The organism is Vandammella animalimorsus, from assembly GCF_002288875.1.
Lineage (GTDB): Bacteria > Pseudomonadota > Gammaproteobacteria > Burkholderiales > Burkholderiaceae_C > Lampropedia > Lampropedia animalimorsus.
This window is the reverse complement of record NZ_NTBH01000001.1, coordinates 814,298-829,233: the sequence shown is the minus strand read 5'-3', so window position 1 is coordinate 829,233 and position 14,936 is coordinate 814,298. Positions and strand designations below refer to the sequence as shown.

General features: G+C 67.0%; 14 protein-coding genes. 5 read left to right on the top strand and 9 right to left on the bottom strand.

The features are described from left to right. Nucleotides 1-135: 135 nt before the first annotated feature. From CLI93_RS03485 to CLI93_RS03475, 3 genes are all read left to right on the top strand, one after another. Nucleotides 136-582, top strand: coding sequence for a GatB/YqeY domain-containing protein (locus CLI93_RS03485; RefSeq protein ID WP_095542857.1), 447 nt, complete (start codon nt 136-138; stop codon nt 580-582). A gap of 71 nt (nt 583-653) precedes the next feature. After that, nucleotides 654-2,018, top strand: coding sequence for a nucleoside recognition domain-containing protein (locus CLI93_RS03480; protein WP_095542858.1), 1,365 nt, complete (start codon nt 654-656; stop codon nt 2,016-2,018). Between the two features lie 467 nt (nt 2,019-2,485). Continuing rightward, complete coding sequence (locus CLI93_RS03475; protein ID WP_172425516.1) at nt 2,486-4,645, top strand: TonB-dependent receptor domain-containing protein; 2,160 nt, start codon at nt 2,486-2,488, stop codon at nt 4,643-4,645. Nucleotides 4,646-4,729: 84 nt separating this feature from the next. Here CLI93_RS03475 and CLI93_RS03470 read toward each other — a convergent pair whose 3' ends face one another. Next, on the bottom strand, nt 4,730-6,325 hold the full coding sequence (locus CLI93_RS03470) for a bifunctional aminoglycoside phosphotransferase/ATP-binding protein (protein ID WP_172424307.1): 1,596 nt from the start codon (nt 6,323-6,325) through the stop codon (nt 4,730-4,732). A 175-nt stretch (nt 6,326-6,500) separates the two neighbouring features. Between CLI93_RS03470 and CLI93_RS03465 the strand changes: the two genes are divergently transcribed. After that, on the top strand, nt 6,501-7,679 hold the full coding sequence (locus tag CLI93_RS03465) for an aminotransferase-like domain-containing protein (protein WP_095542861.1): 1,179 nt from the start codon (nt 6,501-6,503) through the stop codon (nt 7,677-7,679). 115 nt (nt 7,680-7,794) lie between these two features. Continuing rightward, on the top strand, nt 7,795-8,850 hold the full coding sequence (locus tag CLI93_RS03460) for a CobD/CbiB family protein (RefSeq protein WP_095542862.1): 1,056 nt from the start codon (nt 7,795-7,797) through the stop codon (nt 8,848-8,850). A gap of 40 nt (nt 8,851-8,890) precedes the next feature. Here CLI93_RS03460 and fabA read toward each other — a convergent pair whose 3' ends face one another. From fabA to CLI93_RS03420, 8 genes are all read right to left on the bottom strand, one after another. Next, nucleotides 8,891-9,400: a bifunctional 3-hydroxydecanoyl-ACP dehydratase/trans-2-decenoyl-ACP isomerase gene (gene fabA / locus CLI93_RS03455; protein WP_095542863.1), complete on the bottom strand. Its 510-nt coding sequence runs from the start codon at nt 9,398-9,400 to the stop codon at nt 8,891-8,893. A 93-nt stretch (nt 9,401-9,493) separates the two neighbouring features. Further along, the gene (gene folK / locus CLI93_RS03450; protein ID WP_095542864.1) at nt 9,494-10,021 is read right to left on the bottom strand and encodes a 2-amino-4-hydroxy-6-hydroxymethyldihydropteridine diphosphokinase; all 528 of its coding nucleotides are present in this window, start codon (nt 10,019-10,021) and stop codon (nt 9,494-9,496) included. Then, nucleotides 10,014-11,738 (bottom strand): polynucleotide adenylyltransferase PcnB, encoded by a 1,725-nt coding sequence (pcnB, locus tag CLI93_RS03445; RefSeq protein WP_095995656.1) that lies wholly within the window; start codon nt 11,736-11,738, stop codon nt 10,014-10,016. The genes folK and pcnB overlap by 8 nt, the downstream gene beginning before the upstream one ends. A 28-nt stretch (nt 11,739-11,766) precedes the next feature. Next, nucleotides 11,767-12,498, bottom strand: a complete 732-nt coding sequence (locus CLI93_RS03440; RefSeq protein ID WP_095542866.1) for a histidinol-phosphatase — start codon at nt 12,496-12,498, stop codon at nt 11,767-11,769. Between the two features lie 146 nt (nt 12,499-12,644). Continuing rightward, entirely contained in the window at nt 12,645-12,959 is a 315-nt protein-coding gene (grxD, locus tag CLI93_RS03435) for a Grx4 family monothiol glutaredoxin (protein WP_095542867.1), read from the bottom strand. Between the two features lie 297 nt (nt 12,960-13,256). Continuing rightward, nucleotides 13,257-14,237: an RluA family pseudouridine synthase gene (locus CLI93_RS03430; RefSeq protein WP_095542868.1), complete on the bottom strand. Its 981-nt coding sequence runs from the start codon at nt 14,235-14,237 to the stop codon at nt 13,257-13,259. Continuing rightward, nucleotides 14,227-14,484 carry a Txe/YoeB family addiction module toxin gene (locus CLI93_RS03425; protein ID WP_095542869.1) on the bottom strand — a complete coding sequence of 86 codons (258 nt, stop codon included), beginning with the start codon at nt 14,482-14,484 and terminating at the stop codon, nt 14,227-14,229. Before CLI93_RS03425 ends, CLI93_RS03430 begins: the two co-directional genes overlap by 11 nt. Beyond that, a complete protein-coding gene (locus tag CLI93_RS03420; protein ID WP_095542900.1) occupies nt 14,481-14,735 on the bottom strand; it encodes a type II toxin-antitoxin system Phd/YefM family antitoxin in 255 nt (84 codons plus the stop codon). Before CLI93_RS03420 ends, CLI93_RS03425 begins: the two co-directional genes overlap by 4 nt. Nucleotides 14,736-14,936: the final 201 nt, after the last annotated feature.

The following is a 14,936-nucleotide window of genomic DNA, read 5'->3' as shown; positions in this document are numbered from 1 at the left end:
GCGCCCGGGACGCCTGGCGCGGTTTTTTTGTGCCTGCTGCTTGTGTGCCTTTGGCCTGCGGCCCGGGGGGTGTCAGGGTCTGCCCGTAAGCGCGTGCACAATGGCGCACTTTGCCAACCAAAGAAAGATACCGGCATGAGCCTCAAAGAACGCATCACCGAAGACATGAAGGCCGCCATGCGCGCCAAGGAAAGCCAGCGCCTGGGCACGATCCGCATGCTGCAGGCGGCCATCAAGCAGCGCGAGGTGGATGAGCGCATCGAACTGGACGACGCGGCCATCGTGGCCATCGTGGACAAGCTCATCAAGCAGCGCAAGGATTCCATCGCCGCCTTCGCGCAGGCTGGGCGGCAGGATCTGGTCGCGCAGGAGCAGGCCGAGCTGCAGGTGCTGCAGGTCTATCTGCCTGCACGCCTGTCGGCCCAGGAGGTGGCTGCCGCCGTGGCGCGCATTGTTGCCGATGTGGGCGCCAGCGGCCCGGCAGACATGGGCAAGGTCATGGCCCAGGCCAAGCAGGAGCTGGCCGGCAAGGCCGACATGGGGGCTGTCTCGGCAGCGGTGAAAGCCGCATTGGCAGGCTGAGTCTGCCGCCCATTTGCGCCGCGATCGTCCATCGCTGCGATTCGTGCTGAGCTGCCCGTGGGGGATTTGCCATGAATCTTGTGTTTCTTGCGCTGGTCGTGGTGGCCTTTGCCACAGCCGCCTGGCGTCAATGGCAGTGGCAGCCGCCGGCGCAGGTGCCCGGCGCGGCGGCCGAAGGTGTGGCTGCACAGGGGGCGCAGGCCGCGCAGGCCGCCAGCAGCCCGATGGAGCAGCTCTCGGCTGGCATGATCTCCTCGGCCAGCGGCGCGATCGAGCTGGCCATCGGCCTGGTGGGCGTGATGGCCTTGTTCCTCGGGCTGATGAAGGTGGCCGAGGAGGGCGGCATGCTGGTGGTGCTGGCCAAGCTGATCCGGCCCTTGCTGGTGCGGCTGTTCCCGCAGGTGCCGGCCAACCACCCGGCCATGGGCGCGATGGTGCTGAACATGTCGGCCAATGCGCTGGGCCTGGGCAATGCCGCCACGCCCTTTGGCATCCGCGCCATGCAGGCGCTCGATGCGCTCAACCCGCGCCCGGGAACGGCCACCAATGCCATGGTGATGTTCCTGGCCATCAACACCTCCAGCGTGACGCTGCTGCCGGCCAAGGTCATTGCCATCCGCGCGGCTTCGGGCTCGATGGATCCGGCCGGGGTGCTGCCCACGACGCTGTTTGCCACAGCCGCCTCCACGCTGGCGGCCATCGTCGCAGTCTGGTGCTTGCAGCGCTTTTTCCCGGTTGGGCAGGCCACGCCGCAGGAGCTGGCCATGCAGCGGCCCTGGGTGAGCGAGCCGGCAGGCGGCGAGGCTGACAGCGCCCTGGCGCAGCAGCAGGCCTACCCACTGTGGGTCAGCCTGCTGGCGCTGACGGCCATTGCGCTGGCCATCCCTGCCAGCATCGTCTGGGGCAAGCGCATCGCGCCCTGGATTGTGCCGGGCATGATGGTGGGCTTCTTGCTGTTTGGCTGGCTGCGCGGCGTGCGCATTTACGAAGCCTTCGTCGAGGGCGCCAAGGGCGGCTTCGAGGTGGCGCTGCGCATCATGCCTTACCTGGTGGCCATTCTGGTGGCGGTGGGCATGCTGCGCAGCAGTGGCGCGCTGGATGTGCTGGTGGGCGCGCTGGCGGTGTTCACCGCGCCGCTGGGCCTGCCGGCCGAGGCCTTGCCCATGGCCTTGCTGCGCCCGCTGTCGGGTTCGGGCGCCTATGGAGTGATGACGGCCACGCTGACCGATCCGGCCATCGGGCCGGACAGCTATGTGGGCTATCTGGTCTCCACCATCATGGGCTCGTCCGAAACCACCTTTTATGTGCTGGCCGTGTACTTTGGCGCGGTGCAGGTGCGGCGCATCCGCCATGCGCTGCTGGCGGCGCTGCTGGCCGATGCGGTGGCGGTCATGGCCTCCGTGGCCATTTGCAGCTATTTGTTCGCCGGGCGCTGAAGGGCTGCCCCTTGTGGCGCTGCCTGGCCTGCTGCTGCGCTGTGCACAAAGGCACGGGAAGTCTGGGCTACGGATGGCTTGGGTGCGATGGTGCGGACCAAAATAAAATGAAAAGAGTTCTTAATCAGCAAATGAGAGTTATTTATAATTGTGAGACTAGATTGACAATCTGCGGAAGCAGGCCCCTGCCATGCCTTGCCAAGCGCCTCTTGCGCTGACCTGAATTGCGCTTTCGCGCCCGGCACTGAACCAGCGGTTTTCGTTCACGACTCTCTTGCGGCCTGCCGCGCCCAGAGGCGATGGAAAGGCCGGTGCAGGTTGCTTGGCACTTCACGCAGATGCCATCCAACAAGCCCGCCTGGTGGCGGGTGTGGATGCACAAAACCCCTCGATGCATGTTTCGTCAAGGCCCAGTCGCGCTGCGTTGCGCTGGCTGGGCCTGTTGTTGTATCCCAGAGGAGTTTTTCATGCCATTTGCCCGCAAGCCACTTGCCTTGTTGGCCGCGCACATCTGCTGCGGCTGCGCTTTCGCACAAACGGGGGGCGCGGTCGCGGCGGCGCAGGCCGATCAGTTGCCGACCGTGACCGTCAGCGCCCAGCCGCAGCCGCAGACCACGGTGATCGGCCAGGAGCAGCTTGAGAAAGAGCCGCCCAGAAACATCCGTGGCGTGTTCGACAACACGCCCGGTGTGGATTTTTCCACCATGACCGGCGTGCTGGGCGACATTGAGATCCGCGGCATGGGCGGCATTGGCGATGGCCTGGGCGTGGGCAGCGACCGCGTGACCGTGGAGCTCGACGGCATGGACATCACGCAGAGCTTTTCCTTCGGCCACAGCATGCACTATGGCCGCCAGCTCTTTGATCCGGCAGACCTCAAGCAGGTCAACGTGCACAAGGGCCCGGGGGCCAATGGCCTGGCCGGCAGCGTGCAGTTCCGCACCAAGGATCCGGCCGATTACCTGCCCCCTGGCCAGCGCCTGGGCGGCGATGTGCGCGCCGGCTACAGCGGCGACACCCGCGACATTGCCGCCGGCTTCAGCCTGGCGGCGTTGATCGACGAGCGCCAGAGCGCCTCGCTGAGCTATACGCGTCGTTCGTACCAGGAGCTGGACAACAAGGGCGGGCTGGACATCGACGGCCCCCAGCGCACCAAGAGCCTGCCGGTGGATGGGCGCAGCAACTCACTCAATGGCAAATGGGTGTTGCAACCCAATCGCGACCACAAGCTCACGCTCAATGCCCAGTACTACGGCGCCCACAGCGACATCGACCGGCGCAATGCGCTGGGCACCAGCACCTCCAGCCGCGGCAGCACCACCACGCACAGCGCCACGGAAGAGCGCAAAAACACCCGCAGCGCCCTGTCGCTCAGCCATGACCTGAGCGCCGCCAACGCGCTGTTCGATGGCATGAGCTGGCAGCTGTCCATGCAAAGAACGCGCGGCCAGAACCTGGGCATCACCGACCGCACCGGCACGACCGGCGCGCGCACGCTGACCACGGACAAGAACTATTTCAAGACCAGCTCTTACACCTTCAAGGCCGATTTCGACAAGGCCATCGCGCCCGCAGGCGCCAGCTTGCGCCAGGACTGGAGCTATGGCTTCAAGCTGCAGCGCAGCGAGGCCGAGCTGGATCTGGTGCGCACAGTGGGCAGCCGCATCAGCAACCCTACGTACTTTCCGCGCAACCAGCAGTGGCAGGCCAGCGTGCACGCCGCCAACCGCCTGGGCCTGGGCGACAGCGGCGTGAACCTGACGCCCTCGGCCAAGGTTTCGCACATCCGCATCGACCCATCGCTCGATGCCGGGGTCACGCCTGTGGAGGGCACGCGCAAGTACAGCAAGACCGCTGTGGGTGGCGGCCTGCTGTTGGACTGGAAGCTCAATGACAACCACCTGCTGTCGGCCAGCTTCAACCGCAGCACCCGCCTGCCGGGCTACGGCGAGAGCAATGGCCAAAGCTATGGCCACTGGCCCTCGCGCCCCAACCCCAATCTGAAGCCGGAAACAGCTACGGGCGTGGAGTTGGCCTGGAGCAGCTTTGGCGCGCTTGGGCGGCAAAAGGCCACGGTGTTCCACAACGCCTATAGCAACATGATCGAGGTCGATTGCGGCGACTATGGCCACGATGCCGTCTGCACCGTCTTCAACGAGCCGGGGCGCACCAAAGTCCATGGCTTCGAGTGGGAAGGCAGCCTGAACCTGGGCGCGATGGGCGCGGCCCATGGCCTGCACCTGGATGGCGCGCTGGCCTATTCCAAGGGCAAGCAAGACGACGGCAAGCCGCTGCTGCGCGTCAACCCGTTGCATGGTCACGTGGGGCTGCGCTATGCCGAACCCGGCGATCGCTGGGGCGGGCAGTTGCGCGTGAAATGGTCGGCAGCGAAGAAAAAGGCCGATCTGCCCAGCAGCCGCTACGCCTCGCTGCCCGGCTACGGTGTTGTGGACCTGACCGCTTACTACAAGCCCACGGCCAGCCTCACCCTCAGCGGTGGCATCTACAACATCGGCGACAAGCGTTACGCACTGTGGAATCGCGCGCGCGGCATCACCAAGCCTGACTTCTCCAGCTACACCGAGGCTGGCCGCTACGTTGGCGTGAACCTGCGCTATCAGTTCTGATCGCTGATACCGGAGGCGCACGGCAAAAAAACAGCCCATGGCGCAGCACAGGCCATGGGCTGTTTTTTTGCGGCCTTGCCGGCTTCAGCGCGGCGTTTGCAGTTGCGCGGCCAGTGCCGCGCGCCAATGCGGCGCGCTGGTGTCGATGCGGCGCACGAAGGGCAGCTCCTCCTCGCCCCATGGCTGCTGCCCCTGCAGCTGCTGGGCCACCAGCTCGGGCGTGGCTTCGGAAGGATCCTGCGCGGCGCTGCGGCGCTGGGCGATGCGCTGGCGCAGCGTCTGGGCCGGGGCCTCGCAGGCGAGGATGGCAAATGGCAGCCGCAGGCGCTGGGCCAGCGCGCGCAAGGCATCGCGCTGCTCGCGCCGCAAAAAGGCCGCATCGACCACCACCGGCCAGCCCGCCTGCAGCGCCAGCTCGGCCAGCTCGCCCAGGCGGGCAAAGGTGCGCTGCGTGGCCTCGGGCGTGTAAATGTTCAGGCCCTGGGCATGCGAGTTGGCCAGGGCATCCAGGCCGAACAGGCGCTTGCGCTCCACGTCCGAGCGGATGCGGATGGCGCCCAGCTGCTCCATGCAGGCCGCGGCCACGGTGGACTTGCCCGAGCCCGAGGCGCCGCAGGTGATGAACAGCGCCGGCGCGGGCGTGGCCTGACACCACTGCTGGGCGCAGTGCGCGTACTGCTGCCCGGCCGGTGGCGCATCGGCCCCGGTCGGCCCGGCCGCCGGCGGGGAGATTTGCGCCACCATGGCGCGCACCAGCGCGCGGTAGACCTCGTAAAAGCGCCAGGTTTGCAGCGCGGCGAAGTCGCCGCTGTGCTGCAGCCATCCATCCATCGCATGGGCTGCCAGGTCGCTGCGGCCGTGGGCGTGCAAATCCATGCTGAGAAAGGCCATGTCGTTGGCCACGTCGATCCAGCGCATCGCGGGCTGGAACTCGATGCAGTCAAAGGGCACGATGGCATCGCCCAGCAGCGCCAGGTTGCCCAGGTGCAGATCGCCATGGCCCTCGCGCACGAAGCCGCCGGTGCGCCTGGCCTGCCAGATGGGGCGCAGCGCCGCGCACTGCCGCTCCAGCCAGGCTTGCCACTGCGGCACCAGCTCGGCAAAGGCGCTGCGCTGCAGTGGCGTGAACAGGGCGCGCACATCGGCCTCGATGCGCTCGGCGCTGCCGTACTCGGCCTGCGGCACTGCCGCGCCAGCCCCTTGGGCATGAAAGCGCGCCAGCCGCTGGCCCAGCTGGTGCAGCGCAGCGGGCGGGGGCGCTGCGCCGGCTTCGAAGCGGGGGCGCAGCAGGGCGTCATCGGCAAAGCGCCGCATGCGCACGGCCCACTCGGCTGCGGGCTGGTCGGGCGCAGGGGGATCGAAGTCCAGCAGGCCCTGGGCATTGCGCCACAGCGGCTGCACGTCCAGGTACAGCTGCGGCGCCAGGCGCTGGTTCAGGCGCAACTCCTCCTCGCAGAAATGGCGGCGCTGCGCCAGCGTGCTGAAGTCGGCAAAGGGCAGGCGCACTGGCTTTTTGATCTTCCAGGCCTGCTCATGACCCAGCAGCAGCCAGGAGATGTGGGTTTGCAGCAGCTGGGCATGGCGCTGGCCGCGCGCCTGTAGGGCCTGGCGCAGGGCCTGCAGGTCGGCCGCGTCGGCGCCGCGTTCGGGCCTGTGGTGGGCAGTGGGAGGCAAGGTCATGGTGTTCAAGCGCCTGCTCAAGCGCCCGGTGCGATCAGGCGCGAGAGTCAGAGAGAAAAAGAATGGCAAGGCAGCCGCTATGATGCCGCGTCTGGCTCCGCCCATGCCGCATGTGCGCCACCCAAAACGCGCTCGGCAGAGGCGCGCCCTTGCTGTTCATTGAGATCGAAGCCCCATGGAATTTGCCCAGCGCCTGAGTCAGGTCGAGACATCGGCCATCCGTGAAATCTTTAAACTGCTGGGTCGCCCCGGCATCATCAGCTTTGCCGGCGGCTTTCCCGATGCGGCGCTGTTCGATGCCCAAGGCATGGAGCTGGCTGCCCAGCGCGCCTTGCGCGAGCATGCCGCGCTGGCCCTGCAGTACGGCCCGACCGAGGGCCATCAGCCGCTGCGCGAGCAGATCGCCGCCCAGCTGCAAGGGCAGGGCGCGCAGGTGCAGGCCCAGGAGCTGATCGTCACCACCGGCAGCCAGCAGGCGCTGGATCTGTTGGGCAAGACCATGATTTCCCCGGGCGATACGGTGCTGGTGGAAGGGCCGACCTTTCTGGCCACCATCCAGTGCTTCAGGCTGTATGGCGCGCAGGTGGTGTCGGTGCCCATCGACCAGCAGGGCGTGCAGGTCGATCGGCTGGAGCAGGCCATCGTGCAGCACCGGCCGCGACTGGTGTACCTGATCCCCACCTTCGGCAACCCCAGCGGCGCGCTGCTGGGCCTGGAGCGGCGCAAGCGCATTCTGGAGCTGGCTGCGCGCCACCAGGTGCTGGTGGTCGAGGACAACCCCTACGGCGAGCTGTACTTCGATGCCCCGCCGCCGCCGACCTTGCTGGCGTTGAGCGAGCAGGTGCCCGGCAGCCGCGATTGGCTGGCCTATTGCGGCAGCTTCTCCAAAGTGCTTTCGCCTGGGCTGCGTCTGGGCTGGCTGGTGGCGCCGCCGGCGCTGCTGGCCCAGGCCGTGATGTGCAAGCAGTTCAGCGACGCCAACAGCAGCATGCTGGCGCAGGTCACGGCCAGCGAATATCTGGCCAGCGGCCGCCTGCAGCCGGCGCTGCAGAACGTGCAGCGCGTCTATGCCGGCCGCGCTGCGCTGATGATGCAATGCCTGCAAGAACAGTTGGGCGATGCGCTGCATTACACCCCGCCGCAAGGCGGCATGTTCATCTGGGCCCGGCTGACAGCGCCGGGCGCGCAGGCGGCGCCGTTCGTGCAGCGTGGCATCGAGCAGGGCGTGGCCGTGGTGCCCGGCGCACCGTTCTACGCCACAGACCCCGATCCAGCTGCATTCCGCATGAGCTATGCCACGGTGCCCGATGACCGCATCGTTGAAGGGGTGCGCCGCTTGGCGCAAGCGCTGTGAGCCGCAGTCCTCGCGCTGAGCGCCAAAGCGCATGGCCAGGCCGTACCGGCAGGCCTTCGGCCCTGGTCTGCGCGCGGTCTGCTCTGATTGCCTTGGCCGACGATCGGGTAGCAGCATGAGCGTGCTGGCCTTGTTCGTTGCACTGCTGCTTGAGCAGCTGCGCCCGTTGCATGCCCGCCAGCGTTGGCACGGGGCATTGCAAGCGCTGCGCTGGCGCTTGCAGTACGCGCTGGATGCGGGCACACCCGGCCAGGCCTGGGTGTTGTGGGCTTTGGCCGTATGCCTGCCGGCTGTGATCGTCTGGCTGATCTTCGCGTTGCTGCAGGCGGGCCTGGGGCGCTTTGCGGCCTTTCTCTGGTCGGTGTTTGTGCTCTATGCCGTGCTGCGCTTTCGCGCTTTTGGGCCATATTTCACGCAGGTGCGCAACGCCATCAACACCGGCGACCGCCAGGCCGCCGCCCAGGCCCTGGAGCGCTGGCGCCAGGCGCTGGAGGGCGGCTGGGCCCAAGGCCATGCACAGGGCGATGGGCTGAGAGAGCATGCGCAGCCCGACACGGTGCCTGCACAGGACGATGGCCCGGCCGCGCTGCTGGCTGCCAGCGTGACCTATTCCGTGCAGCACATGCATCACTACGTGTTTGGGGTGTTTGCCGCCTATTTGCTGTTGGCCTTTCTCGGGCTGGGGCCGATGGGGGCCGTATTGTTTTGCCTGGCGCAGGCTGCGCATGGCCTGTGGTGGCGCGCAGCAGGGCGGCACGATGACCCGCACGGCGCCAGCATGGCCCTGGCGCGCGTGGCGCGGCAGGGCTGGCAATGGGTCAATTGGCTGCCAGCGCGCATCACGGCCGGTATGTTCGCTGCCGTGGGGCGCTACGACGAAGCCATCAGCGCCTGGCGCGCCTGCACGGCGCGCCGCCCAGGCGATGGCGATGCGTTGGTGCTGGCGGCAGGCAGCGCAGCGCTGGGCCTGCCAGGGCGTAGCGTGCAATGGATTCTGGCGTGGCCGCATTGGCAAGGGCGCACGCCCTCGCGCATTCTGGATGGGGCAGAGCAGGGCAGCGACGAACTGGTGGCCGGCCTGCTGCACAGGCTGGCCTCGCTGATGTGGCGCACGCTGGTGCTGTGGGTGCTGCTCTGGCTGGTGATCGGGCTGATCGGCGCGGTGCTGTAGACCGCCCGGGCCGCTGCGCAAAAGGCTTGGGGAGCGGTTTTCAGGCCTTGGCTTCGGCCTCGAACAAGCCTACGCGCAGATCATTGGCGGTGTAGATCTCCTGGCCGTCGGCCAGCAGGCGGGCGTCGCCGATGGCCATGTTGAGCTTGCGGCGGATGACGCGCTTGATGTCGATTTCGTAGGTCACCAGCTTCACGTCGGGCTTGACCTCGCCGGTGAATTTGACTTCGCCAGCGCCCAGGGCGCGGCCTTTGCCGGGCAGGCGCAGCCAGGTGAGGTAGAAGCCGATGAGTTGCCACATGGCATCCAGGCCCAGGCAGCCGGGCATGACAGGATCGTCCTTGAAGTGGCAGGCGAAGAACCAGAGCTCGGGCTTGACGTCCAGCTCGGCCACGATGCGGCCCAGGCCATGGGCGCCGCCTTCGTCGTCGATGTGGGTGATGCGGTCGAACATCAGCATGGGCGGCAACGGCAGCTTGCCGCTGTTGGGGCCAAACAGGCGCCCTTCGCCAGAGGCGATCAATTGCTCGTAGGTAAAGGATTCAACCATGTGCGTGCGAGAAGGCCAAAAGGCCGCAAGTATATCGCTGGCATTGTGTGGCATTGCGCGGGCGCGCCCGTGCAGCGCCTTTGCGAGAGGCGCTCATGGCCGCTGCCAGGGCGCCCATTGCTGAGCCGCAGGCAGGCGCTGCAGTGGTTGCTGCTGCGCCAGTTGCGCGCGGGTGGCGGCTTCTCCAGCCAAGACAGGGTCGATGTCGGCCAGCGGCAACAGCACGAAGGCGCGCTGATACATGCGCGGGTGCGGCAGGCTCAGTTGCGGGCCATCCATCTGCATGGGCACGCCAGCCCAATCGTGGTAGCGCAGCAGATCCAGGTCCAGGGTGCGCGGGGCGTTGCGGTAAGGGCGTTGGCGACCGGCGGCCTGTTCGATGCTCTGCAGGGCGTGCAGCAACGCCAGCGGCGCCAGCCCGGTGGCCAGGCGGGCCACGGCATTGAGGTAGTCAGGGCCGTCGGCATCGACTGGGCTGGATCGGTACAGCGGCGAGACGGCTTCCAGCCGGGTGCCGGGCAGCTGCGCCAGTGCGTCGCGCGCCGCGTGCAGGGTGGCCAGCGGCTCGCCCAAGTTGGCACCCAGTCCGACCCAGGCGCGGCTGGTGGGTTGCTCAGCCATGGCCTGCGTCGCAGGAGGGCGTCTTGGTCGCGCCTGAGCCGGAGGCATCGGCTGGGGCGGCCGCTGCACTGCCAGAGGATTTCCTGCGCCGGCGGCGACGCTTGGCGCTGCTGGATGCGGGCTGGGCCGGCTCCGCATGTTCTTGCCGCTCTGCGTCTTCAGGAAGGGTGTTCTCGATCAGGGCCAAGGCGGCGGCGTCGTTTTGCTGCGCTGCGCTGCGCTGGCGTGGTTTCTTGGTCTTGCGGCCGCTCTCACCAGCCTGTTTGGTCTGTTGGTTGCGCTGGCGCTCTTGCTCGAGCATGTCGGCGCGGGTGGCATCGTCGGCCAGGCTGAATTCCTCCCACCACGGGGCCCAGTCTTGTGCGGCTTCGCCTGCACGGCCGCGCAGGCGAAGAAAGTCCAGCCCGGCGCGAAAGCGCGGCTGTTGCACCAGGCTGTAGGGGCCTTTGCCGCTGCGGCGCTCAAAGCGCGGTTGCATGGTCCAGATTTCGCGGATGTCGGCGCCGAGCTTGCCGCGCCCGGAGACATCTCCGACGCGGCGCTCGAACACTTCGCTGATGGCGTGCGACAGCGCCGGGCTGGGGTGCTGGCCGCGCTGCTGCTCGCGTTCCCAGGCCTGCTGCACGTCGTCCCACAGCACGCAGGCCAGCAGGAAGCTGGGCGCAACCGGCTTGCCTTCTTCGACGCGCCGATCGGTGTCGCGCAGCGCCAGCTCGACCAACGGCCAGTCGGCGCGCTCGACGATCAAATCCAGCAGCGGGTAAATGCCCTTGGCCAGCCCCAGCGCGCGCAGTTGCGCCACGGAGGCCATGGCATGGCCGGTTTGCAGCAGCTTGAGCATTTCGTCAAACAGGCGGCTGGGCGGGATGTCCTGCAGCAACGGGCGCAAAGCGGCGATGGGCTGGGCGGTTTTGCTGCCCAGGGTGAAGCCCAGCGCGTCGAGCTTGGCGGCAAAGCGGATGGCCCGGATCATGCGCACCGGGTCTTCGCGGTAGCGCGCCTCGGGGTCGCCGATCATGCGGATGGTGCGCCTGCGTGCATCGTCGATGCCATGGTGGTAATCAACCACGATCTGCGAGCGCGGGTCGTAGTACATGGCGTTGATGCTGAAGTCGCGCCGCGCCGCATCTTCCTGCTGGCTGCCCCAGACGTTGTCGCGCAGCACGCGGCCGCTGGCATCGACGGCATGTTGCACTCCCGCCAGCGCCTGGCGGCTGGTTTTTTCATTGCCGCTGATGCGGTCGGCGGCCTGGTTGTCCAGATAGGCGCGGAAGGTGGTGACTTCGATCACCTCGTGCTCGCGCCCCCGGCCGAACACCACGTGCACGATGCGAAAGCGCCGCCCGATGATGAAGGCGCGGCGAAACAGGCTTTTGACCTGCTCGGGCGTGGCGTTGGTGGCCACGTCGAAATCCTTGGGGCGCAGGCCCAGCAGCAGGTCGCGCACTGCGCCGCCGACGATGTAGGCCTCAAAGCCCTTGCTTTGAAGCGTATCGACCACTTCCAGCGCGCGCCGGTCCACCAGGGAGGGATCGATGCCGTGTTCGCTGGCGGGCACTTCATGGCGTTTGCCGAAAATCTTGCGCTGGGCGCTGGCGGTACCGGCGGCATTGGCGCGGCCGCTGCGTGCACTGGCCTCGGGGGCTTGGCCGGCCTGGGCAGCCGGGCGCTGGCGCGGGCGCTTGGCCAGCAGCTTTTCGATGAATTGCTTGATCATGAGGGCAGGGTGCTGGCGGGGGCGCAGCTCATGCGGGGGCGAATAGATCCATGATGGCCCAGCCGCGCTGCTGCGCGTGCTGGCGCAGCATGGGGTCGGGGTTGACGGCCACGGGCACGTCCACCTGCTCGAGCAGGGGCAGATCGTTGCGCGAGTCGCTGTAGAAAGTGGTGTGCACCTGCGACCAGGCCCAGCCGCGCTGCTGCAACCACTGCGCCACGCGCGTGACCTTGCCCTCGCGCATGCTGGGCACGCCGGCAATTTGGCCGTTGTACCAGCCGCTGTGCGCATCGCGCTCGAGCTCCACGGCCAGCAGGTGTGAACGGGGCACGCCCAGGGCCTGTGCAATGGGTTCGGTGACGAAAATGTTGGTGGCGGTGACGATCAGCACCTCGTCGCCGGCATCGCGATGGCGCTGCAGCAGCGCCTGCGCCGGCGGCAGGATGGCCGGGGCGATGACCTCGGTCATGAAGCGCTGGCGCGCGGCCAGGCTGGCATCGGGGCCCAGGCGGCAGATGGCCTCGGTGGCAAAGCGGATGTACTGCGCCAGATCCAGAGTGCCGGCGCGGTATTGCTCGAAAAACTCGGCATTGCGCTGCGCAAATGCCTGACCCTCGACCAGCCCTTGGCGCACGCTGAACTGGCCCCACTCATAGTCGGAGTCCAGCGGCAGCAGGGTGTGGTCCAGGTCGAACAGCGCCAGGCGAACCCGGGTGTCAGCGGCAGGGGGTGAGGCGGTGGTGGTGGCGTGGCTTGGCATCAGGCAATGGAGCAGGCTGCGTGTGCGGCGTGGCGCATGCGGCCTCTGAGCGCTTGGCGCTGGGGCAAAGGCGGCGATTTTCGCACGAACCGCAGCCCGGCCTCTGGCTGCGGTAGGGCCATGCCGGCCTGGGCGGGCCTCTGGCTTCAGGCCAGCAGCTTTTGCAGTTCGCCCGACTCGTACATCTCCATCATGATGTCAGAGCCGCCAATGAATTCGCCCTTGACGTAGAGCTGCGGGATAGTGGGCCACTGGCTGTAGTCCTTGATGCCCTGGCGGATTTCCGGGTCGTCGAGCACGTTGACGGCCATCAGCGACTTCAAATCCACGCCGCAGGCCTTGAGGATTTGCGTGGCGCGGCCGGAGAAGCCGCACATGGGGAAGCTGGCCGTGCCTTTCATGAAGAGCACTACCGGGTGGGACTTGACCAGTTGGTCGATGCGTTGCTGAACGTCGCTCATGGGTGAATGTCCTGTTGGTTTTGTTGTTTGAGATGCGCTGCAAAGCCCGCGATTGTGACAAATTTGCGCTTGCCCTGCAGTTGGGGCCTGTGCATGGGTGGCTCAGAACCTATTCAAAATCTCAGTGCGAGTGGGCAAGAAGCGGTTTGGGATGGGCTGCAAGGTGCCACCTTGCGCATGTCACGCAGTCATAGCTGGGGCTATGGCGAGGCTTTGCAACGCGGCAGACCGCCCAAATCCGCTTGGTTGCACACCGCGCAGAGATTTTGAACAGGTTCTCAGGCCAAGGGACATCGCTTACGGCGTCAACGCAGCCGGCAGCCGCAGGTCTGCGCCTGGGGGGCTTTCGAGTGCGATTGGTGCGCCGCTGTGCGGGTGCGTGAAACGCAGTCGCCAGGCATGCAGGTACATGCGCGCCAGCCCTTGTTTGGCCAGGCGGCGGTTCCAGTCGAAGTCGCCGTACTTGTCGTCGCCAGCAATGGGGTGGCCGCTGCTGGCGGTGTGTACGCGGATCTGGTGGGTGCGGCCGGTCTTGATCGTCACTTCCAGCAAGCTGGTGGCTGGCAGGCCTGCTTGCGGCACGGCCTCGTGGCGCTGGCGCACGCGCACCAGCGACAGCGCGCGCTGGCCATCGGGGTCGTCGGCGCTGGTGGGGCGCACGCGGCGCTCGCCGTCGGGCAGCAGGTATTTGTGCAGCGGCGTATCCACCACTTTCAGACGCTCGGGCCAGTGCCCCTTGACCAGGGCCAGGTAGGTTTTGCCGGTGCTGCGGGCGCGGAATTGGTCCTGCAGGTGTGTCAGGGAGCTGCGCCGCTTGGCGATCAGCAAAATGCCGCTGGTTTCGCGGTCCAGCCGGTGCACCAGCTCCAGGTAGCGCGCTTGCGGCCTGGCGGCGCGCAGCTGCTCGATGACGCCAAAGCTCACGCCGCTGCCGCCATGCACGGCCACGCCAGCGGGCTTGTCGATGGCCAGCAGCCAGTCGTCCTCGTGCAATATGGCGAACTCTCGCGCGGGCGCCGGGGTGCCGGGCGCAGCGCCCCCCGCGCCTGCGCTCTGGGCGCTGCGCACGGGCGGGATGCGCACCACATCGCCGGCGTTCAGGCGGGTTTCGGCTTGGGCGCGGCCCTTGTTGATGCGCACCTGGCCGCTGCGGATCAGTCGGTAGATGTGCGTCTTGGGCACGCCCTTGACGGTGCGAAAGAGGAAGTTGTCCAGCCGCTGGCCGGCGCTTTCCTCGTCCACGGCCAGCTGGCGCACGGCAGGGGCTTCAGTCGTCATAGTGGCCTCGGCACTGTGCAATCACCAGCTCCTGGCCTTCCATGCGGTAGACCACGCGGTGCTCGTCCGTGATGCGGCGCGACCAGAAGCCCGAGAGCTCGTTTTTCAGGGCCTCGGGCTTGCCGATGCCATCGAATGGGTCGCGCTGGATGTCGCGGATGAGCCGGTTGAGCTTGCGCAGCACCTGGCGGTCGTGCTGCTGCCACCAGAGGTAGTCGTCCCAGGCCTGTGGGTGAAAGGAGATCATTCGTCGATCAGCTCGCGCTGGATGATGTTGCGGCGCTTGCGAATGTCGTCCACCGCCTTCAGCAGCCGGGGGCCGTTCTTGCCGCGCAGCAGGAACAGGGTTTCCTTCCACGATTCGAACTCGCGCAGGCTCATCAGCACGGCGGCCTCGCCCTTCTGGCGCGTGATGACGGTGAAATCGCAGTCGTTGACCACCCGGTCCAGGTGCTTGGCCAGGTTGTTGCGGGCTTCGGAATAGGTGATGGCTTGCATGGCTTTTGCCTCCTGCACGTGAAAGAGTCGCAATTGTACAAAAAATTGTTCAATCTTGCGGTCCTGTTGCACCATGCCCGTGCCCCTATAATGCGCCCACCTGAGCCCGAGCGGAGCCAAGAGCTTGTATTGCCTTGGTGATTTTTTGACGCGAAAACGGTTGTATCTGCCCTTGTGGCTCAGGCTGGTCGATGCCCTTGG